The organism is Chondromyces crocatus (assembly GCF_001189295.1).
GTDB lineage: Bacteria > Myxococcota_A > Polyangia > Polyangiales > Polyangiaceae > Chondromyces > Chondromyces crocatus.
The window spans coordinates 671,442-692,011 of record NZ_CP012159.1; the positions used below are offsets into that span (position 1 = coordinate 671,442).

At 70.5% G+C, this 20,570-nt stretch carries 17 protein-coding genes; 7 read left to right on the forward strand and 10 right to left on the reverse strand.

Features of this window, described 5'->3' with window-relative positions:
* Window positions 1-249: 249 nt before the first annotated feature.
* Complete coding sequence (locus tag CMC5_RS02500; protein ID WP_169796434.1) at window positions 250-2,286, reverse strand: serine/threonine-protein kinase; 2,037 nt, start codon at window positions 2,284-2,286, stop codon at window positions 250-252.
* Between the two features lie 451 nt (window positions 2,287-2,737).
* On the opposite strand from CMC5_RS02500, the gene CMC5_RS02505 reads away from it, so the two are divergent.
* The 3 genes from CMC5_RS02505 to CMC5_RS02515 are packed head-to-tail and all read left to right on the forward strand — an operon-like array spanning window position 2,738 to window position 5,249.
* Window positions 2,738-3,901 carry a hypothetical protein gene (locus CMC5_RS02505; protein ID WP_050428913.1) on the forward strand — a complete coding sequence of 388 codons (1,164 nt, stop codon included), beginning with the start codon at window positions 2,738-2,740 and terminating at the stop codon, window positions 3,899-3,901.
* A 3-nt stretch (window positions 3,902-3,904) separates the two neighbouring features.
* Window positions 3,905-4,420 carry a tRNA (adenosine(37)-N6)-threonylcarbamoyltransferase complex ATPase subunit type 1 TsaE gene (gene tsaE / locus CMC5_RS02510; RefSeq protein WP_050428915.1) on the forward strand — a complete coding sequence of 172 codons (516 nt, stop codon included), beginning with the start codon at window positions 3,905-3,907 and terminating at the stop codon, window positions 4,418-4,420.
* A gap of 25 nt (window positions 4,421-4,445) precedes the next feature.
* Window positions 4,446-5,249, forward strand: coding sequence for an MlaE family ABC transporter permease (locus tag CMC5_RS02515; protein WP_082362177.1), 804 nt, complete (start codon window positions 4,446-4,448; stop codon window positions 5,247-5,249).
* A 30-nt stretch (window positions 5,250-5,279) separates the two neighbouring features.
* Here CMC5_RS02515 and CMC5_RS02520 read toward each other — a convergent pair whose 3' ends face one another.
* Window positions 5,280-6,458: a beta/alpha barrel domain-containing protein gene (locus CMC5_RS02520; RefSeq protein ID WP_050428916.1), complete on the reverse strand. Its 1,179-nt coding sequence runs from the start codon at window positions 6,456-6,458 to the stop codon at window positions 5,280-5,282.
* A gap of 66 nt (window positions 6,459-6,524) precedes the next feature.
* A complete protein-coding gene (locus tag CMC5_RS02525; RefSeq protein WP_050428917.1) occupies window positions 6,525-7,517 on the reverse strand; it encodes an ArsA family ATPase in 993 nt (330 codons plus the stop codon).
* Between the two features lie 154 nt (window positions 7,518-7,671).
* On the opposite strand from CMC5_RS02525, the gene CMC5_RS02530 reads away from it, so the two are divergent.
* Complete coding sequence (locus tag CMC5_RS02530) at window positions 7,672-8,394, forward strand: O-methyltransferase (RefSeq protein WP_050428918.1); 723 nt, start codon at window positions 7,672-7,674, stop codon at window positions 8,392-8,394.
* On the forward strand, window positions 8,391-9,158 hold the full coding sequence (locus CMC5_RS02535) for a phosphoadenylyl-sulfate reductase (RefSeq protein ID WP_050428919.1): 768 nt from the start codon (window positions 8,391-8,393) through the stop codon (window positions 9,156-9,158). Before CMC5_RS02530 ends, CMC5_RS02535 begins: the two co-directional genes overlap by 4 nt.
* A gap of 7 nt (window positions 9,159-9,165) precedes the next feature.
* Here CMC5_RS02535 and CMC5_RS02540 read toward each other — a convergent pair whose 3' ends face one another.
* Window positions 9,166-9,792: a hypothetical protein gene (locus CMC5_RS02540; protein WP_050435668.1), complete on the reverse strand. Its 627-nt coding sequence runs from the start codon at window positions 9,790-9,792 to the stop codon at window positions 9,166-9,168.
* A gap of 103 nt (window positions 9,793-9,895) precedes the next feature.
* Here CMC5_RS02540 and CMC5_RS02545 point away from each other — a divergent pair, with 103 nt between their 5' ends.
* A complete protein-coding gene (locus tag CMC5_RS02545; RefSeq protein WP_050428920.1) occupies window positions 9,896-10,519 on the forward strand; it encodes a TetR/AcrR family transcriptional regulator in 624 nt (207 codons plus the stop codon).
* Here the strand turns inward: CMC5_RS02545 and CMC5_RS02550 are convergent.
* From CMC5_RS02550 to CMC5_RS02560, 3 genes are all read right to left on the reverse strand, one after another.
* Window positions 10,509-12,725, reverse strand: a complete 2,217-nt coding sequence (locus tag CMC5_RS02550) for a molybdopterin oxidoreductase family protein (protein WP_050435669.1) — start codon at window positions 12,723-12,725, stop codon at window positions 10,509-10,511. The genes CMC5_RS02545 and CMC5_RS02550 overlap by 11 nt on opposite strands.
* Window positions 12,726-12,805: 80 nt before the next feature.
* Complete coding sequence (locus CMC5_RS02555; RefSeq protein ID WP_050428921.1) at window positions 12,806-13,825, reverse strand: LLM class flavin-dependent oxidoreductase; 1,020 nt, start codon at window positions 13,823-13,825, stop codon at window positions 12,806-12,808.
* An 84-nt stretch (window positions 13,826-13,909) separates the two neighbouring features.
* On the reverse strand, window positions 13,910-15,361 hold the full coding sequence (locus CMC5_RS02560; RefSeq protein ID WP_156338078.1) for an aminotransferase-like domain-containing protein: 1,452 nt from the start codon (window positions 15,359-15,361) through the stop codon (window positions 13,910-13,912).
* 148 nt (window positions 15,362-15,509) lie between these two features.
* On the opposite strand from CMC5_RS02560, the gene yedA reads away from it, so the two are divergent.
* Window positions 15,510-16,544: a drug/metabolite exporter YedA gene (gene yedA, locus CMC5_RS02565; RefSeq protein WP_082362179.1), complete on the forward strand. Its 1,035-nt coding sequence runs from the start codon at window positions 15,510-15,512 to the stop codon at window positions 16,542-16,544.
* Window positions 16,545-16,670: 126 nt separating this feature from the next.
* Here yedA and CMC5_RS02570 read toward each other — a convergent pair whose 3' ends face one another.
* The 3 genes from CMC5_RS02570 to CMC5_RS02580 form a co-directional block, all read right to left on the reverse strand.
* Window positions 16,671-18,536, reverse strand: a complete 1,866-nt coding sequence (locus CMC5_RS02570) for an IgGFc-binding protein (protein ID WP_156338081.1) — start codon at window positions 18,534-18,536, stop codon at window positions 16,671-16,673.
* A 233-nt stretch (window positions 18,537-18,769) separates the two neighbouring features.
* Complete coding sequence (locus tag CMC5_RS02575; RefSeq protein WP_050428923.1) at window positions 18,770-19,225, reverse strand: universal stress protein; 456 nt, start codon at window positions 19,223-19,225, stop codon at window positions 18,770-18,772.
* A gap of 209 nt (window positions 19,226-19,434) precedes the next feature.
* Window positions 19,435-20,460: a hypothetical protein gene (locus CMC5_RS02580; protein ID WP_050428924.1), complete on the reverse strand. Its 1,026-nt coding sequence runs from the start codon at window positions 20,458-20,460 to the stop codon at window positions 19,435-19,437.
* Between the last annotated feature and the right edge of the window lie 110 nt (window positions 20,461-20,570).

Here is a 20,570-nt window from a genome sequence, read left to right on the forward strand (position 1 = left end):
CGCGGGTGGTCGGCAGAAGCGCGACGTCGGTGAGCACGTCAGGTGGTGCTCACGCGATGGTCATCGAGGTGAGCACGACACGTGGCGCTCGCGTCATGGCCCTCTGGGTGAGCACGTCGAGGTGCTCCCGTACTCCGGGAGCGTGAGCGGGTGGCGGCCTCGGTTTCGTTTCCCGCCGACGTTGCGCCCCACGACGTTCCGCTCCCCCTCGACGTTCCGCTCCTCTCGACGTTTCGCTTCTCTCGACGCTCAGCGCTTGCGGGCTCTCGCCGGGCGGGCCGCGCGCTGTCGGTCGACCGCAGGCGCCGGGATCGCCGCGGCAGAGCGGGCGGCGTTGGGGAGCAGGTGCCGCAGGTTCCAGCTGTGCATGAAGAGGCGGCGCTCCAGCTCCTCGGTGCGCGCGCGCGCTCGCTGGATCATCCAGGCCGGGACGACGACCATCGCCACGCTCATGATCAAGAGAAACGCCGGGGTGATGAGCGGAGGGAAGCCGGTCATGCGGGCGATGACCGTCATCCCGGCCTGCTGGAACTCGTACGAGGGCGGGAGGATCCCCAGGGTCTGGAGCAGCACGGGGACGGCGATGGCCAGCACGTTCACCGTGATCGCGTGGGCGTGGTAGCGACGATCCCCCTGGACCACGAAGCCGATGGCGTGGCTCGCGGCAAGGGCGGGGACGATGACGAAGGGGCCCATCCAGAGGCTGAGCAAGCCCATGACCACGGCGGCGAGGGCATGGACGGCGAGGGCGGCGCGCGCGCCCGCGGGTCGCCTCGCGGCCCAGACGGCGCCGCCCACGAGGAGCACCATCAGCCCGATCACGACCCAGTACGAGACGCTGCGGATGCCGAGCGGCATGGCGAGGAGCATCCCGGCGAGCCAGCAGGCGTACGCGATGACCATCGCGCGTCGGCCGGCGCGGGAGACGGCGCTGCGGCTCGTGTCGAACTCCTGACGCGCCTCGGGCGGCATCTCTCCAGGGACGAACAGGAGCAGCCTGGCGAGGGTCTCCAGGGCCGGGGCGCTGTGCGGGTCGAAGGCCAGCGCGGCGAGGGCGTTCTGCAACGCCGTCTCGCGCGCCGCCATGGCCTGGGCGCCGCCGCGAGCGAACGCACCCGCTGCGCGCTCGGCCTCTTCGGCGTGCGCCGAGGCGAAGGCGCGCCGGCGCTCGAGGTCGCGGTCTCCATCGAGGAAGCGCTCCAGGGCTTCGTGCATTTCCCGGGTGGTCTGGTAGCGGGCTTTCGGATCGAGCTCGGTCGCGCGCACGCAGATGGCGTCGAGTTCAGGGGGGATGTTGCGGTGGGGGGCGCGTACCGAGGCGCGGGCGTCGGCGCCGTCGAGCGTCGACTTGAACAGCGCTTGCAAGGTGGGCCGCCCGTGGAGGCCTTCCAGGGTGACGAGTTCGAAGAGGATCGCGCCCAGCGCGTAGACGTCCGTCGCGGGCCCCTGGGCCTCGATCTCGCCGCGCATCTGCTCGGGGGCCATGTAGCCCGGGGTGCCGAGGATCTGGCCCACCGCCGTCTTGGTGGCGAAGCGAGGATCGGTGGTGATGGAGGTCTGTCCTGCCTCGGGGTTCATGATCTTGGACAGGCCCCAGTCGAGGACGTGCACCTCGCCGTAGGCGCCGAGCATGATGTTGCCCGGCTTGAGGTCGCGGTGGAGCACGCCGCGGGCATGCGCGAAGGCGATGGCGAGGCACACGTTGCTGAAGGCGCTGAGCAGCCGGCGCAGTGAATACTTTGCCGACAGCTCCGGGTCGCCCTCGGCGAGGCCGTCGATGATGTCTTCGAGGGTCTCGCCATGGACGCGCTTCATGGTGAAGAACGCTTCGCCGTTCTCCTGGATCCCGAGGTCGTAGACGGGCACGACGGCGGGGTGCTCGAGCTGGCCCTGCACGCGGGCCTCGCGCTCGAAGCGCGCGCGCACCTCGTGGTTCTCCATGTACTCGGCGCGCATGACCTTGACGGCGACGTCACGACCGATGAGGCGATCGGTGCTCAGGAAGACCTCGCCCATCCCGCCTTCACCGAGCAGCTCTTTGACCTCGTAGCGCTGTGCGGTCTGCAACTCGTCGAGCGAGCCGAGCGCGACGTTGACGCTGGCGGGCGGCAGGGACGAGTACGAAGGGCGCGGCACGTCTGCGGCGCGGAAGAAGGGCTGGGTCTTCCGCGCGTCGTCGAACAGCGAGTCCGCCTCCACCGGTCCCTGCGGGACGCCCATCGGTCCCTGCGGGACGGGCGGCGCTGCATGAGCCGGCTGAGCTGGATGCGGCGTCATCGGCGTCATGGCGGGTGCGTAGGGCGGGGGGGACCACGCCGCGTGCGGACCGGGATGCGGTCGGGCGAGGGTCTGCGCGTCGATGGAGTCGGCAGACACGGGCGAAGGCGACGCGGACGGAGCTGGCGCGGACGGGGGCGCGAGGACCGCCGTTCGCGGCGGCCACGCGGGGGAGCGTGGGGGCCGCTCGGGAGAAGCTGCGGCGCCGGGGCGATGAGGCGGAGGCATCGCGCGAGGCGGCTTCGGGACGGCAGCCATGGCTCCGGAGGCTACCCAAAGTCGCGGCGGAGCTGCGAACTCATCCACACATCTCCACGTTCACCTGCTCACACGCGCAGCCGCCCGACCGAGGCGCACGGGGGCATCTCCAGGCGAGAGACCCGCTCGGGTCGGGCCGGTCCACCGACGGAGACGAGCCACCCACTTGGGGAGAGGCCTCACCCCCGCTAGCATCCGCCCGATGATCCGCTGGCTACCCTGCCTCGCCGCGGCCCTCGCGACCTCCCTCTCCGCGGGAGCTGCGCGCGCCGATCGCGTGGCGGTGCTCCCCGCGCGCGGTGGGACCGATGATGCCGCCCGACAGACGGCACAGGCCGACGTGGTCCGGGGTCTCGCCGCCCTGGGTCACACGGCGGTCCCCGAAGGCGAGGTCACCGCGTCGCTCTGGGCCGTGCTCGACGGTGTTCCCGACAGCGTCGACGAGTACCGGACCCTCGGGGCCGCGACCAGCGCCGACTGGGTGCTGCTCGGGCTGGTCGAGCCGGCGGTGAAGACGACGCGGGTCGAGCTCATCGCCTTCCACGGCCCCACGGGGCGGGTCGAGTCGGTCGCGCGGGAGGTCGAGCAGGACAAGGCGGGTCCGCAGATCCAGGAGATGCTCTCCGTGCTCGTCCGGATCGAGGGCATCGGCGACGGCGAGCTGCCGTGGGAGCGCGCCGCGCTGCTCGCGAGGCTCCCTTCGGCCGCGCCACCCGCGCCTCCACCCGCCTCCGCGGCGCCGCTCGCGACGGAGCCGCCACCTCCCGCAGACCCGGCGAGCTCCGAGGAGCCCGAGAAGCAGCTCGCCCGCATGCAATACATCACCACCGTGCGCAGCGTCTGGCCGGCGTACTCGGGTGGGAAGCCCTTCGGCGTGTCGGCGGTGCTCGGCTTCTCCTTCCCGGTTGCCCGCGCAGAAGGCGCGCGCGGCACGGGCGCTTCGGTGGTCGAGACCATCCGCCTCGGGTACGCGGTCGGTGGGGTGCTGGAGCCCTTCGTCCAGCTGGGCAGCAACATGTCCGGGCCCTCGGCGGTCTGGGTCGAAGGGGGAGCGCGTTATCTCTTCACGCCGAGCTTGCACCGGGGTGCGAAGGGGCTGGAAGGGACGGCCATCCACCTCGGGGTGGAGGCCACGGCCGGAGCGTTCATCCGACCGGGCGCGAACGACCTGGAGGGGCCTCGCGGCGCGACCTTCGAGCGCGAGACCCAGGCCGGCTTCACCATGAGCGCCGCCACGACGTTGATCATCGGGTTCTACCCGGGCCTCCAGATCGAGGCCCAGCTCGGGAACCTGCGCTTCGTCCCCCTCGCCGAGGGCTTCCTGCTCCTGGTCGGGGCCACGGCGGGCGTCGGGATCCGGTTCTGAGCCTTGAAGATCGAGCTGCCCACGCGCCGCCACACGACGCGGCTCGCCGGCGCCCTCGCGCCGCTCCTGAAGCCCGGCGACCTCGTCGTGCTCACCGGGGATCTCGGGGCGGGCAAGACCTTCTTCGCCCGCGCGCTGTGCCGGGCGCTCGGCGTGCCCCACGAGGTGCCGGTCACCAGCCCGACCTTCACCCTGGTCCACCAGCTCGAGGGGCGCCTCCCCATCGCCCACGCCGACCTCTACCGGCTCGGGTCGGACACCGCCGACGCCTCCGAGGGGGAGCTGTCGCAGCTCGGTCTCCGAGAGCTGCGCGCCGAGGGCTCGGCCCTGCTGGTCGAGTGGGGGGAGCCGTTCCTCGAGGCCCTCGGCGGCGACGCCTTGCGCATCCACCTGATCACCTGCCCGCCGGACGCTGGCGCCCAGCGCGCCGCCGTGGTCTCGGCCACCGGTCCCCGGAGCCTGGTGCTCCTCACCTCCCTCCCATCCCCGGCGACGCTGCGAGCGAGCAGCGGCAGATAGCCGGGCCCGTGTTACAAGGGCCGCCGTGGCGAAGGATGATGCGGACCGGAAAGAGCTCCTCGCCAAGGTGCTCGAGCCGGTCCTCTACTGGCTCGACAACATCGGCAACGTCGTCACGCTCACGTTCCAGACGCTGACCTGGCTCTTCCGGCCTCCGTTCCGGATCAGCCAGTTCCTGGCGGCGATGGAGTTCCTCGGCGTCCAGTCGATCTTCATCGTGGGGCTGACCGGGACCTTCAGCGGGATGGTGCTGACGCTCCAGACCTCGTACGCGCTGCGCGCCTTCAGCGCCGAGGGGCGGGTCGGCGGCCTGGTGGCGGTGTCGCTGCTCCGGGAGCTGGCGCCGGTGTTCTCCGCGATCATGGTGACCGCTCGCGCCGGCAGCTCCATGGCCGCCGAGCTCGGGAACATGCGGGTGACCGAGCAGATCGACGCGATCACCACGATGGGCGTGAGCCCGGTGCAGTACCTGCTTTCACCGCGCCTCTTCGCCTCGGTGGTGATGCTCCCCTTGCTCTGCATCCTCTACTCGGTGCTGGGGATGGCGGGCTCGTACCTGGTCGGCATCGTCTTGCTCGACGGCGACGTGGGCGTCTTCCTCCAGAGCATTCGCGACACGGCCGTGCCCAAGGATCTGTTCATGGGCCTGATCAAGGCGGGCGTGTTCGGGTTCATCCTGTCGTCGATCTCGTGCCGGCACGGCTTCTACGCGAACGGCGGCGCGCGCGGCGTCGGCCTCGCCACGACGCGGGCCGTCGTGGAGAGCTGCGTGACCTTGCTGATCGCGAACTACATCCTCACGCAGATGCTGCTGGACACGGAGATGTAGCGCGGGCCCTGCTTTCGAGGAACGCAGGACCTAGGGGCGGCGAGGGTCCGCGTCGCGGAGCTGGACGACGGCGGGGGACGGCTCCACGCGGTAAGGGGCCGGGGCGTGGAGGTAGGTGACCGAGGCGGGGAGCTGGTGTCGGCCGGACACGGAGCGCTCGCGACCGGCGCGCGGTGCTTCCGGGGCCTCGAGGGCGCGACCGTTGCGCAGCACGGCGCGCGCGAGCGGGAGCAACCGCGCGGCGCCCAGGCCCCGGGGGGAGCGCATGCGCTCGTGCGCGAGGTGGACGACGTCGGCGACGGCTCGGCTGTCCGCGTCGAGGTAACGGGCCACGATCTTGCGCCCCGGGAGCACGTCGGCGCGGTCGCTCAGGCCTCGCCGCGGCACCCAGGCCCCCTCTTGCTCGAGCGCGACCACCTCGTGGCGCAGCGCGATGGACACCCCGGAAGCGGCGAGACCGAGCGCGATCCAGCCGCTCGCCCGGACGTCGAGGCGATGCGCCTCCACGAGCTGGGCCTCCTCGTCGACGCCGGCGAGGGCGACCAGGCGGTCTGGCGGACCCCAGCCATCCTCCGCGCGCAACCCGGCCGCCGACAGCCCTCCGAAGTCGAGCATCGCCTCGCCGCGGAACGGGATCCCGAGCTGGCTCGCGGCGACGGCGCTGGTCGTGGCTGCGGCGCCGCCGACGTGGGCCGCACGCGCGATGGCGAGGGCCTCGGGGACGGACGACGCGCGCGTCGCCGAGCCATCGATCAAGAGGCCACCTCCTGCCGCCAGGTGCAACCGCGCGGCGCGGGTGGCGATCTCCACGGCACGCTTCAAGATGGGCGCGATCACCGCGCAGGCGAGGAGGGCTTCGACGAGCGGGCCGTCGATCGACGCGAGCGGCGCGCCGGCGAAGATCGGCGTTCCTTCCGGCACCGCGTCCATGTCGAGGGCCGAGATCCCGGTGGCGAGACGGCGCGCGAGGTCGTCATGAAATCCCACGGCGCGCTGGGCTCTTCGCACGTCGTCCTCGCTGGGCGCAGGCCGCGCGAGCATCGCCGCGGCTTCTTCGAGACCAGCGGCCACCAGGAAGCCCGTGTGCCGAGGCATCTCGGCCACACTGAACTCGAAGCTCGCCCGGCGCTCACCGAGCCCAGCGTGCAGCGCACGATCTGCAGCAAGGAGCGAGAGGCCGTCCCACAGGAGGGGGCTCGAAGCGATCATTACCGGCCAGGATACCTCAAGCGAGGCCGACGCGGCGCGCCGCCAGGGGATGGCCTCGCCGTGGCGTCACAGCCGCTCGGCGAGCCGCCTCGTGCCAGCTGGCGTGGAGGCCTCGTCGAAGAGGAACGGGAGCACGACCATCGGCAGCGTGATCGTGCGGCGCAAGCGGATCATCGTCTCGTGCTGCACCGACTCGCGCATGGCGCGTCGGGCCCCTGCGACCAGGGCGATGTGCGGTGTGCCCGCAGCCGTGGCGGGCGCCTCGATGTCGAGCAACTGCTCGTCGCGCAAGAGTGCCCGGCGCTCCTCCTCGGAGAACAGGGGATCCATCACGCCGTTCACCACCAGCCGGTGCACGGGCAGTCCGAGGTCGGTCTCGATCGCCGACGCGAGCTCGATGGTCTCCGTCGCAGGCATCTCCTCGGGCAAGGTCACCAGCACCACCCCGGCCTGCCGTGGATCCTGGAACATGGCCCACGCCGCCTCGGCGTCGCGGCGCAGCACGCCGGGAGGAGCGACGTCGAGGATGATCTTGGGGACGCGGAGCATCTCCATCCCGTGACCCGTCGCCGGTGCGTCGAGCAGCACCACGTCGAAGCGCGGGGAGCCGTCGTCGAGCGTCTCGGTCGCGTGAAACCACGCCTTGCCGAGCATGGCCCACTCGGAGAGGCCCGGGACGGCGCGGAAGAAGGTCTTCGTGTACTTGTTGTCGAAGACGGCGTGCGCGACCGTCTTCACCTTGAGGACCATCTCGCCGTACTCGCGCAGCGCCTTGTCCGGCGAGATGTTCACCGCCCAGACGCGCTTCGACACCTCCACCAGCTCGTCGCCGATGGGGGGCGAGCCGAGGATCGCGGAGAGGCGCTCCTTCGTGTTGCACATGGCGACCAGCACGCGCTTGCCGCGCGCCGCGAAGGCGAGCGCGAGGGCCCCCGAGACGGTCGTCTTGCCGACGCCACCTTTGCCGATCACGAACAGGAAGCGCCGTTCTTCGAGGACAGGAGCGTGCGCTGGGGCGGTGCGGGCGGACTGGCTCGTGCTCTTCTGGCTGGTCGTCATCGCAGACTGGCTTCGAGTTAAGCTCAGCGGGAAGCGGCCGCAACCCGGATCACCCGGCTCGATGCTCGGACGACGTGCACCACCGCGCGCCGGCCTATACTTCCCGACGGGAACGCCGAGATCTCGGTCCACGCACCCACCCAGAGGAGCCTCGATGCGCACTCATCCCAGCCCGCTCAGCCGATCGACGCTGCACCGCCCCGAGGTGCGCGCCTTGCTCGATCGGCTGCACGCCGATGCGCGGCGTGACGTCTTTCGTTTCGCGAAGAAGATCCCCACGGTCGCCACCTCGCTCCTCCAGGGGAAGCGCCTGAGCGAGATCGTGGCGGAGAAGGGCACGATGAAGGACGTCTACATCTCGGTGTCCCGCGAGCAAGGCGAGCTGCTCTACCTCGTCGCGCGCTCGATCGGGGCGCGTCGCATCGTGGAGTTCGGGACCTCGTTCGGGATCTCGACGATCTACCTGGCCGCCGCCGTGAAGGACAATGGTGGAGGGGTCGTGGTGGGCACCGAGCTCGACGAAAGCAAGCACCGCGTTGCCACGCAGCACCTCGCCGAAGCAGGGCTCGGCGAGTTCGCCGACGTGCGCCTCGGTGACGCGCTGGAGACGCTCCGTGACGTCCCGACGCCCGTCGACCTGGTGCTGCTCGACGGCTGGAAGGATCTGTACATGCCCGTGCTCGACCTGCTCAAGCCCAAGCTGCGACGCGGCGCGGTGGTGCTCGGCGACAACATCCACACCTTCAAGAAGGCCCTCGCGCCCTTCGTCGAGCGCATGCAGTCGGGCCGTGACGGGTTCGTCTCCACGACCCTCTCCCTCGCCGACGGGTTCGAGTTCGCTTACTACGAAGGCGACGGTGAGGAGGCGCAAGGGTGAGGATCACCCAAGCGGATCTCGTCCCGCTCAACCAGCGCTTCGAGGACGCGGCGCCGCTCGACATCCTCCGCTTCGCGCGGGAGGTGTTCGGGGAGCGCGCCGCCATCCTGAGCAGCATGCAGCGCGCTGGCACCGCTCTCTGCCACATGGCGGATCGGGCGGGACTCGACTTCGACGTCCTCTTCGTGGACACGGGCGTGCTCCACACGCAGACGCTCGAGACGCGAGACGCCCTCGCGAGCACCCACCGCCACCTGCGCATCCACACGCTGCACCCCGAGCGCGGCTTCCTCGAACAGACCCGCGAGGAAGGTCTGCTCTACGTCACGCCCGAGGGACAAGAGCGTTGCTGTGACCTGCGCAAGACGGCACCCCTGCGCTCGGTGCGAGGACGTTACGACGCCTTGATCGGCGCCCTTCGGCGAGGGGAGGGCGGCGCACGCGCGCGGGTGCAGCCGTTTGCGCTCGACGTGGACATGAACACGCTGCGCATCCACCCGCTCGCGCACGTCACGAGCGAGACGCTGAACGCTTACTTCACCGAGCACCCGGACGCGCTGCAGAACCCGCTGCACCTCATGGGCTTTCCCACCATCGGTTGCTTTCCCTGCACCACGCCGGTGCTCCCCGACGAGCCGGAGCGGGCTGGACGGTGGCGCCACCTCGCCAGCGTGGCCTACTGCGGCATCAACCCCACCGATCGGGGTGCGCTGGGGGATGGGGTGGTGCTCGACGATCGGTACGTCACCGCCCTCCAGCCCTGACCGAGCGTCACGCCGTCGCGCGCGCTTCCTTGTCGGTGCGAAGGCGTCGGATCATCCCGACGGCCAGCAGCACGGGCGCCACGAGCACGAGGAGCAGGATCGACAGAAGTCCCATGATCAGACCCGCGACCACCACCAATGGGAATAGCACTGCGTCGGAAGCTCGGGCTTTGGTGGGCCGATCGAGACCGCACTCCGCCATGACCTCGCCGATCGTGCGATCGAGAAGCGCTTCGTAGTCGCGCCCGTAGAGGGACGAGGTGCGGCGCCCACGAACGAACGCGCGGAAGGTGCGACGCGGCGCGATGAGGACACCCCCGGCGACACCCCCCAGGTTGAGCTGCCACGCCGCCCAGTACGATCGGCATCCAGCCCCGATCTCCCAGGCGGAGATCTCGAACTCGCCCGTCGCCTGATCGGCGCGGTAGCCGGTGATCAGGTGGTGCATGTCGTGGTAGCGCACCGCGCGCACACGCGCGGCCGTGTTCGGGAAAGGGATCGGGACCGGACCGAACTTGAAGGTGACCCAGGTGGCGCCGTACCCACCGTCGTCTCCGAAGTGGTTCTCGGCGAAGTACTTCGGAAGCGCCTCACGAAGAGAGAGAGAAGGATCCCGGGCGGCTCCTGGAGACATGCTGTTCACCTCCAACAGTGACTATAGTCAGTTTGTTTCCAGTTTCAAGACCCGGGCAATTAAGGTAGCCACCTCGTACGCTGGACTCCGCACCTCACCAATTATGAGTACGGTCACCAAAACGAAGCCCCGCCGACGCGAGCAGCAGAAGCTCGACAAGCGGGAGCGCATCCAGAAGGCCGCGTGGGACCTGTTCTCCACGGCGGGCTACGAAGCCACCACCACGAAGCAAGTGGCCGAGGCCGCCCAGGTGGCCACGGGGACGCTGTTCCTCTACGCACGAGACAAGCCGGACCTGATCTGCATGGTCATGCACGACCGGCTCGCAGCCGCCGTCGATGGGCGCTTCCAGACCCTTCCTCGGCCGGCTTCGCTGCTCGATCAGCTCATGTACCTCTTCCGTGGTCTCTTCGAGATGTACGGGGAGCACCCTCGCGTCTCGCTGGCGTTCGTTCAGCACTACCCCGGCGCAGACGGGCCGAATGGCCAGCAGCTCACCGCGTTGACGGCCAAGTTCCTCTCGTTGATCAGCCAGCTCGTCGTCGACCGGCAAGCGCGTGGCGAGGTGGGAGCCGAGGTGGACCCGAGGCAGGCCGCGACCAACATCTTCTCGCTCTACTACGGCGCGCTCATGAGCTGGATGACGGGAGCCCGCTCCCTCCCGGAAGCGCTGGACCCAGGCCTCCGGTCTGCCCTCGCGCTCCAGATCCGCGGCTTCAGGCCGTAACGCCGCGAGGCGCTTCTTCTGCCGGCGCCTCGATGCCCTCGACACGCACGGGCACCCCGTTCAAGACGGCGTTCCCGGTGGCGACGTCGAGGGCTTGCTCGTCGGTCAGATCGTTGACGCTCGTCCCTGCGTGGCGTGACGCCACACCGAGCCGCACACCCGGCCGATCGTGCCCCCAGCCGTGGGGGATGCTCAGCACCCCGGGCATGATCTCGTCGCTCACTTGCAGGGTGACGTCGACGCTCCCGACCCGGGACGACACGCGCACGCGCTGTCCATCGGCGAGGCCGCGCTTCGTCGCGTCGTCCGGATGCATCAGCGCGGTGCAGCGCTCCTTGCCCTTCACCAGCCGCTGGCTGTTGTGCATCCACGAGTTGTTGCTGCGGAGCTGGCGTCGCCCGATGAGGAGCAGCGCATCCTCCGCGTCGCCCGTGGCGGTGCTGGCGCTCCAGTGCGCCTCGACCCGCGCCAGGTCGTTCAGGAAGGTCTCGGGCGCGAGCTGGATCCGCCGATTGCGTGTGAGCAGGCGCCCTGGCAAGCAGGGGGTGAGGGGGCCGAGATCGAGGCCGTGCGGGGATTGCTCCAGCGTCCGGAGCGACAGGCCCGCGCGCAGTCCCTTGCGCAGGCCGTAAGGTCCGGCGCGGAGGCCCAGGTCGACGAGGTGGCGGGGCGTGACACGGCGGAAGACGGCCTTGCGCGCCGCGCTCTCCCAGCGACCTCGCAGGCCGGGACGGGCTTCCATGCGCTCCGTCAGGGCGGCCAGGATCTCCCAGTCGTGCCGCGTGTCTGCGGGCGGCGCGAAGAGGGCGGGGGAAAATTTCGCCGTGTTGCGGACGGCGAGCACATGGAAGATCACGTCGTAGTGATCGCGCTCCAGGGGGCCCGTGGGGGGCAGGATCACGTGCGCATGGCGGGTGGTCTCGTTGATGTAGAAGTCGATGGACGCCATGAACTCGAGCGAGGCCAGCGCCTCGTCGAGCCGACGGCCGTTGGGCGTCGACAGCACGGGGTTGCCTGCCGAGGTGACGAGGGCGCGGATCTGGCCAGGTCCCGGGGTCAGGATCTCGTCGGCCAGGGTGGCCACGGGGAACTCGCCGCCGAACTCGGGCAGGCTACGCACGCGGCTCCGCCTGCGGTCGTGGTGGCCTCGCATCGACGAGCGCGCCGTCAAGCCCACCACATCGAGCGCGGGGCGGGTGAACATCACGCCGCCTTCCCGGTCGAGGTTGCCGGTCACGACGTGGAGCACGTTCACCAGCCAGAGACAGAGGCCGCCGAAGGCCTGGGTGCACGCGCCCATCCGCGCGTACACCACGGCGCGCTTCGAGGTGGCCAGCGTGTGCGAAAGCCGGCGGATCACGTCCGCAGGGACGCCGGTGATCGCGGCGGCGCGCTCGGGCGTGAAAGGCTGCACCGCGCGCTCCACCGTGGCCATGCCGTCGACGAAGCCTTCGAGCCGCCCGGGAGCGACGAGCCGCGCGGCGAAGATCTCGTGGAGCATCGCAAGGAGCAGCATCACGTCGGTGCCAGGCCGGATGAAGTGATGCTCGTCCGCGAGTGCGGCGGTCTCGGTTCGGCGGGGGTCGACGACGACCACCCGTCCACCTCGCGCGCGGAGGTCACGAAGGCGCCGCGGCATGCCCGGCGCGCTCATCAAGCTGCCGTTCGACACGGCCGGGTTCGCGCCGACCACCAGGAGGAGGTCGGTCCGATCCAGGTCGGGGATCGGAAGGAGCAGCTGGTGGCCGAACATGAACAGCGACGCGAGGTGGTGAGGAAGCTGGTCGACGGAGGTGGCCGAGAAGCGGTTCCTGGTGCGCAAGCTGCGCAGGAAGGGGGCCCCGAAGAGGAGCGCGCCCAGGCTGTGGACGTTGGGGTTTCCGGCGTACGCCCCCACGGCGTTTCGGCCGTGCTGCGCCTGGACGGCCTTCAGCCGCGTCGCCACCTCGTCGAACGCTTCGTCCCACCCGATGCGCTGCCATCCACCCGGGACCCGGCGCACCGGGTGCCGCAGCCGATCCGGATCCTCGTGGAGGTCTTGCAGCGCTGTGGCCTTGGGGCAGAGGTAGCCGCGGCTGAACGGGTCGTCTTTGTCGCCGCGGATGGAGAGCACGCGCTCCGCTTCGACCTCGATCGTGACCCCGCACATCGCCTCGCACAGCGTGCAGGTGCGGTGATGCAGCCTCCTCCCCGGTGACGTGCTCATGCAGCGGAGCGTCCCACGAGCGGCCTGGGGCGACAATCGCGCCCGAGCCGCTCGACGTACGCGACGCGCTGCGGCGGCCCTCAGTCCGGACGCTGCGCGTCGAGCCCGAACGCCTCGGCGAGCTGCTCGTAGGAACGCCTCCGGGTGGCCGCGTCCGGCGCGATGGTCACGATGGCCACCTCGTCGACGCCGTACGCTGCGGCCATCGTCCGCAGCGCCGCTCGGACCTCGGCCGGCGTACCCCCGATCCCTTGATCGAGCCGCGCCTCGATCAACGCGGCCTCGTCGGCGCTCCAGCCAGGTCGCTGCGTCTCCACCTCGTCGGGGGTGGGGAACGTCCCGCCTTCTCCTTGCACCAGGCGCGTCGCCCAGCAGGCCGACGGCGTCGCCAGCCGCCGCGCCTCGTCGACGCTCTCGGCGCACATCACCGAGACGGCGATCGCGCCACGAGGCGCTTCGAGCCAGGGCGAGGGCTGGAAGCGCCGCCGGTACACGGCCATCGCCTCCTCGCCTCCTGGAGCAAAGAAGTGCGCGTAACAGAAGGAGATCCCCAGCGCCGCCGCCCGCTCCGCGCTCTCGACCCCGGAGCCCAGGAGCCAGACCTCGGGCGCACGGACTCCCCGCGGCACCGCGTGCACACGATGAAAGGGGTGACCTTGCGGCACGCGGTCGACGAGGAAGTCGAGGAGCAAGCGAAGCTTCTCGGCAAACGCTTCGCCTTCCAGATCCGAGGTCCCGAGCGCCTTCGCCGCCCGCGGCATCCCCCCCGCGGCGCGCCCGAGGCCGAGGTCCACGCGCCCTGGATACAGAAGCTCCAGCATGCGGAAGCACTCGGCGACCTTGAGGGGGCTGTAGTTCGGCAGCATGACCCCCCCGGAGCCCACCCGGATCCGACGGGTCTCCATCGCCACACGGCCGATGAGGATCTCCGGCGCCGATCCCGCAAAGCCACCGGCGCTGTGGTGCTCAGCCAGCCAGTAGCGACGGTAGCCGAGCCTGTCGGCGACCCGGGCCAGCGCCAGCGTCTCGGCGATGGCCTGGGCCGCGGTACTCCCCGCGCGGATGGGCGACTGATCGAGGACGCTCAGAGACAGATCCATCACCTCACTCCCTCCATGAAACTCCTGGCGAGCCCTTCGCGTCGTCCGGACGACCGCCGGCGCGCACCGCGCATCCTGCCTCGCTCAGCTTCCCGAGAGCTCTCCGACCAGCCGACCCAGCGTCCGCACCGCCTGATCGAGCTGGTCCGTCCAGGGGTAGCCGCAGTTCAACCGCACGCAGTTCGAGAACCGGTGCTTCGCCGAGAACAGCGGCCCCGGGGCCACACTGATGCCCTTCTCCATGGCGCGCGCGTGCAGGTCGAGGGAGCTCACGCCGAAAGGAAGCTCCACCCAGAGCACGAACCCCCCCGCGGGCCTGGCGACACGCGTGCCCGCTGGGAAGTGCTCTGCCACGGCCTCGCTGACCCGGACGACCTGTGCGGCCAGCCGCCGCCGCAGCGCGCGCAGGTGGTGATCGTAGCCTCCCTCTTCGAGGAGCTGCGCCACCGCCATCTGCGGCAGCGTCGGCGACGCCACGCTCTGCGCGAACTTGAGGTGCTCCACCGCGTCCCGGAACCGCCCAGGGGCCACCCAGCCCACCCGGTAACCAGGCGCGAGCGTCTTCGAGAAGGACGAGCAGAGCATCACCAGGCCACGCCGATCGAACGACTTCGCCACCCGCGGGCGCACGTCGTCGAAGTGCAGATCCCCGTGGGTGTCGTCCTCGATGAGCGGGATGTCCCGGCGCCCCAGCAACCCGACCAGGCGCTCCTTCGACTCGTCGGGCATCACTGCGCCCAGGGGGTTGCTGAAGTTCGGGATCGCCACCACCGCCTTGATCCGGTGCCGCCCGAGCGCTTCCTCCAGCGCGTCCAGGTCCATGCCCGCACGCGGGAGCGAGGGAATCTCCACCGCGCGAATCCCCAGGCTCTCGACGAGCTGCAACAGCCCGAAGTAGGTCGGCGACTCGATCGCGATCGTCTCTCCGCGGCGCGCCACGACCCGCAAGCACAGGTGCAGCGCCTCCGTGGCACCGCTGGTGGTGACGATCTCGTCGGGCCCGAGCGCACACCCGCCGTCGACGGCCCGACGCGCCACCTGGCGGCGCAGCGCGGGAAGGCCGGGCGGCGGATCGTAAGCCACCCCGGCCCACCCCGCGCTCCGAGCGATGACGGCGAGGATCCGGTTCAGCTTGTCCGTGGGCAAGAGTTCCGGACTCGGATACGCGGCCCCGAAGGGCACGATGCTGGGGTCGCGCGCCGCGGTGTACACGCGCGTGACGAGGCTTCGCACGCTCACCTTGCACGCGGTCGTCGTGGGCCGAGGCGACCTGGGCTCGGGAGGGAGCGGTGCTCGCCGCGCGCGCACGTAGTGTCCGGACTGCGGGCGCGCCTCCACCAACCCTCGATCCTCCAGGCCCAGGTAGGCCTGCACCACCGTCGCCACGCTCACGCCCCGCTGCCGGCTGAGCCGCCGCACCGAGGGGAGCCGATCGCCCGGCCGTAGCGCGCCTGCATCGATCAACGCGGCCATCTCGGTGATGACCTGCTCGTAGAGGTGCACCTCGGGGCTCCCGTCGGCGGCTCGCATGGTCATGAACTGTACCGTCTCCTGACAGCCTCCTACCAGTACAGTTGCTCGGTGGGACGACCAGCACAGAAGCGCCCTCGCCCCAACTGTACTGGTGGCAAATACGGTCGGCTGAATCTGTGCTGGTTCGCGATCCCCGACCAAGCTAGGCCGCATGCCCACCGCGGACACCACCCTCGTCGCGCCCGAGTGCGATCTCCCACCACCACCTGCGCCGGCGCCGGCGCGGGCAGGGCGCGCCCGTCGACCCACCCCGCCGAGCTTCTCCCCGGCGCTCAAGGAGCGGCTCTTGATCGCGGCGTCGCTCACCGCGCTCTACCTCATCTGGGGCTCCACCTACCTCGGCATGAAGGTGGCCATCGAGACGCTCCCTCCCTTCCTGATGGCCGCCATCCGCTTCATCACGGCCGGTGGTCTCCTGTACGGAGCGCTTCGCCTGGCGGGCGTGCCTGCGCCCGATCGACGCCAGTGGGGGGCGTCCGCGCGGACCGGGGCGCTGCTGCTCGTCTGCGGGAACGGCTTCGTGGCGGTCGGTCAGCAGTGGGTCAGCTCGAGCTTCGCGGCGGTCGTGGTGGCCACCATGCCGCTCTGGATGGCGCTCTTCTCGACCGTCCAGTCGGCCCGCGGCGTCGCCGGAGCGCTGCGGCCCTCGCGGGTCGAGTGGCTCGGCCTGCTCATCGGGTTCGCTGGCGCCGCCTTGCTCCAGGCCGGCGGTGAGCTGCGGGCTGCGCACCCGGCCGCGTTGCTGATCCTGTTCGCACCCGTCTGCTGGGCGCTCGGCTCTCTCCAGAGCCGCACCCTGCCCTTGCCCAAGGGCCCCATGGCCACCGCCGCCCAGATGCTCACGGGCGGCGTGGCCATGCTCGGGGTGAGCTTCCTCCTCGGCGAGCGCATCACCGTCGCTCCCTCGCCGCGCTCCTTGATCGCCGTCGCCTACCTGACCCTCTTCGGTTCCATCGTCGCCTTCAGCGCCTACGGCTACCTCCTCCGACGGGTCCGACCGGCGATCGCCACCAGCTACGCCTACGTCAACCCGATGGTCGCCATCGCGCTGGGCGCCTTCTTCGGCGGCGAGACGATCCCGCTCTCCACCTGGATCGCTGCGGTCGTCATCCTCGTCGGCGTGGCGATCTCGGCGAGGGCGCGTGCGAGCAGCGCCCCCCATCCCGTCACGCCGCTCAAGGCGTGACAGAACGCGCCAACGCCCTGCTTCCTTGGCCGAGTTCCTCGACGCCCCTCGGAGAGACCTCGATCGACCCGTCCTGAAAGCAGGGCGCTCGTCACGCGCGTTCGCCACGCGCGCTGGTTCAGGGATTCACTGCGGAGCGGTCGGCACCACCACGTTGCTGATCGCCTGCACGCTCGCACCGGCCGGATACGCGTAGCTGCAGTACTGGGTGTAGAAGCCGGACACGTTGGGGTTCGAGATGTCTCCGCCCGTCGCCGAGGTGCCCCAGCCCCAGACGGTGAGCGTGAAGGGCTCCTCGCTCTTCATCTCGCGGCGGCCGTTGTCGCAGCTGCCCTGGGGCTGGAAGTTCCCACGCACCAGATCGAAGCGCGTGTACTCGTACATTCCGCTGGCGTCTGCCGGCTGCCAGCCGCCGAGCACGCCAGCGCAGTCGAGCGTGACGTCGGCGAAGCCGTTCGCGCCCCGCTTGCGCACGATGACCAGGTTCGTCTCCGGGTAGGTCGGGTCGGTGAAGAACACGTAGTTGTTCAGGTACTGCTCGGTCGGGATCACGTTGACCGACTCGGGATCGCCTGGGCACCCCACCGGAGACGGCGACACGGACGAACAGCCCGTCATGTGCGCCGACATGTAGAAGGGATGCTCCTTGTCCTGGCTCCGCACGGTGAACGGCCCGGGCGAGTTGAACTCCACCACCTGCCCGGTCTCCAGCGACGAGGGGGCTCCGGGCGGCTGGGAAGGCTCGTAAGTGAGCGTGGTGCCACCGACCGCACCGACCAGACGCCACGGAACCGACTCGTTGCCCCCGTCCACGCGCGACCGGTAACGCACGGCCACGTACTCGCGACCGAGCGCCCTCACCGGCGGAATCATCTGGTGGCCAGCGTCGCACGCGCTGCTCGACGCGGGGATGGTCATGCAGCGGTTGCCGCCGAACAGCCCGATGGGCTTCGTGGACTGGATCGGGCTACCACTCAGCTCCTGCGCCTGGCTGAACTGCAGCACCTGCCCTCGCTGGAGCGAATAGCTCATCGGCTGCCCGGCGCCCGTCGCCGGCACCCCGGTTCCGCCCTGGATCGCCGCCGTGGGGCTGATGGTCACCTGGGTGTTGTCTTCGGCGGCCACGATCTGCAGCCAGGAGAAGAAGTCCGCGCTGCTCGACGTCGTCTGGTAGGGCGCCACGCCCACGTAGTTGGTGTCCCACGCGGTCGTCGGCAGAAGCAGCGTCGCGCTGGTGATCGCGCTCTTGCCGCCGCCGTACGGGAAGATGTCGTACGCCACCACCGGCGCCGAGGTGCGGATGTGGAACGACTTGCCGATGCCCGTCCCGTGCAAGGCGGCGTCCTCGTTGCTCACCGCCGGGACCACGCCCGCGGGACATGCGGGCGTGTAGAGCCGCTCCGGACCGAACTGGGCCAGGAACAGGATCGCGATCTCACCAGCAGGCAGCATCCCGTTCGGCAGCGGCGCGTAGGTCATCGACTGCCCCGATCCCGAGGGGATGCGCGCGAACGTCGAGGCGTCGAGCGGGACCCCATCGCGCTCCACCCTGATCTCCACCGGCGCGCTGAAGGTGTTGGCGACGAACGCCGCGAAGCACGCGCCCGCCGAGAACGTCACGTCGGGATTGACGGTGTAGTAGTCACAGCCGACGGTGCTCTTGTTGATCTCCGCCGCCTGACACGGGGGCATGCACTCGCCGTTGGCGCAGCGCTGGTCGGCCGGACACGCGGTGAGCACCTGGCCATTGCAGAGCACCTCGTTCGTGCTCGCGGAGCATGACCTCTCCCCGGTGCAGCCCGTGCCGCCGTCGGTGTCGAAGAGCACGCCGCCTTCGCCCCCCGTGCCGCTCGGGGTACCCGCACCCTGGCCGTTCGCCCCGGTGCCGCTCGTGAAGCCGTTGCCATCGCTCGTCGCCGAGCACGCGAAGAAAGCGGCGCCCGTGCTGCCGAGCGTCATCGCCATCAGGAACCAGGAAGCCGCTCGTCTCATGCTCTCTCTCCGGGTGGTCGCCCAAACGCGCTCGGGCGGAGCATCTCACGCTCCCCGGCTCCCGTCAGCTCCGCAGCACGGACGACGACCCCGATCTCCGCCCGCTGCAGTGCGGCACAGCTGCCCTGCACATCGGTCGCTGCGCGACAATTCCTGTGGCTTCGGAGCGGGCCGCAGAGAGCGGATGAATCTGGGCCGCGCCGGCGTACGTGCCGATGCGGCCCAGCGCTGATTCAGGCCGACTTCACCGGCTTCTCCCGGACCACCAGCACCGAGCGGGTCGCGTGGTTCACGACCCGCGACGCCGTCGTTCCGAGGAGTCGATCGATCCCTTGATACCCGTGCGAGCCGATCACGATGAGGTCGGCGTCCGCCGCGTCGGCCTCGTCGCAGATGACCTGCCACCCCACGCCCGTGCGCACCTGGATGCCGTGCAGCAGCCCTTCCGGCACCGCGCGCGCACGCTGCTCGAGGTCCTCCCGCGCGATGCGCCCGAGGATCTCGGGCACCGCGTTCGGCGTCGCGCTCAGCGCCTCCGGCGGGATCTCGTGCGGGATGCCCACCGCGCGCACCAGGAGGACCTTTCCCCCGAGCTTCTGCGCCAGATCCACCGCCTCCTCGAGGACGCCTGCCGCGCGCTGCGAGGTGTCCAGCGCGGCCACGATGATCTTCGGGTGCTTGAGGCTCATCTCTCGCTCTCCTTCCAGTTCCAGGCCTCCTGACCGGCCTGACGCGCGACAGCCTAAGGGTCCACGGCGCCCGCGTCCATGCGCGCCGACGCTTCACCGCGCCGACGCTTCACCACGCTGACGCCTCGGCTCCGACACCGCGCTCCTCCGCGCGAGGCCCTCTCGCCTCATGCAGCCTCGCGCCGGCCCTCGGCCCGCAGCCCTCGGGGTCAGACCCGGATGGGCACGCCGTGATCGCGCTCGTCGGTCAAGATCTCGAACGCGGCGCGCCGGTCCGCGCGGAGCGTCTCGACGGAGACCACATGACCTGCCCGCTTGCGGCGCACCGTCAGCTCGCACGAGCCGATCTTCGTGTTCAAGCAGTGCTTGTCGCCCCCGGGCGGGTTCTCGTAGCGAAGCCCCACGAAGTCCTCGATCGGCGCGTGGAGCGACCCCTCCACCGCCACGCGCTCGTCCTCCGCCTGGAACCGCCAGGAGAACCCCTCCACCACCGCCTTCGTCCGGATCAGGTCGCGCACCGAGTTCAGCGCGAACTCTTCCCCCTCGTGCCGCAGCACCAGCGGCGTGATTGGCGGCGTCCAGATCGGCCCGAGCTTCAGCCGCGCCGTCGCCACCTCCAGAAACGTCTTCGGTGCCCCATCGAAGCCCGCCACCTGCCCCCACGCGTACCGATCGGTGTGGCGGGTCCCCCAGTTGTGGTTCTGGCTCCCCACCCACCCGTCGACGGGGATCTCCTGCTCACCCACCCGGATCGTCCCTCGGTAGACGCAGAGCGGCGCCCCGACCAGGCTCTTCGCCCGCGGCAGCCGCGCCTCGTAGAGCGCCTTCGGCAGCAGCAAGAGCGGCCTCTCTCCACCCTCCCACGAGAGATCCCAGCCGATCCTCTCCGCACCTGCGCCCGCCGCCCCCGCGAGCTGCCCCGGCGCGAGGCGCGCATCACCCACCGTCACCGAGAAGCCATCACGCGCGAACCCGCAGCGGCTCGCGAACGGCAGCTCCTCCTTCGCGGCATGATGAGCCCCCGTCTCGCCATCGAACAGGATCGCCCACAGCTCCCCGCGCGCCAGCTCCGGGTGGTCCGCAGGACTGAACAGCGTGTAGCGCACCCAGAACGCCAGCGGACGCGTGGGGTGGTTGGCCCGCTGGAAGAAGCTCTCGTAAAACCCCTCCCGCTGCCCGTCGTAACGAGCGTGATTCACCCTCTCCACGAGCACCCCCGACGCCTGCGATCCCATGACCTGCACTCTAGCAAGCCAGCGCCACGAGCCAGCATAAGCCAGCCCCACGAGCCAGCGCCCGACGACCTGCTTCCGACCGTCTGCCCCTCGCCCGCACGCCCCCGGCG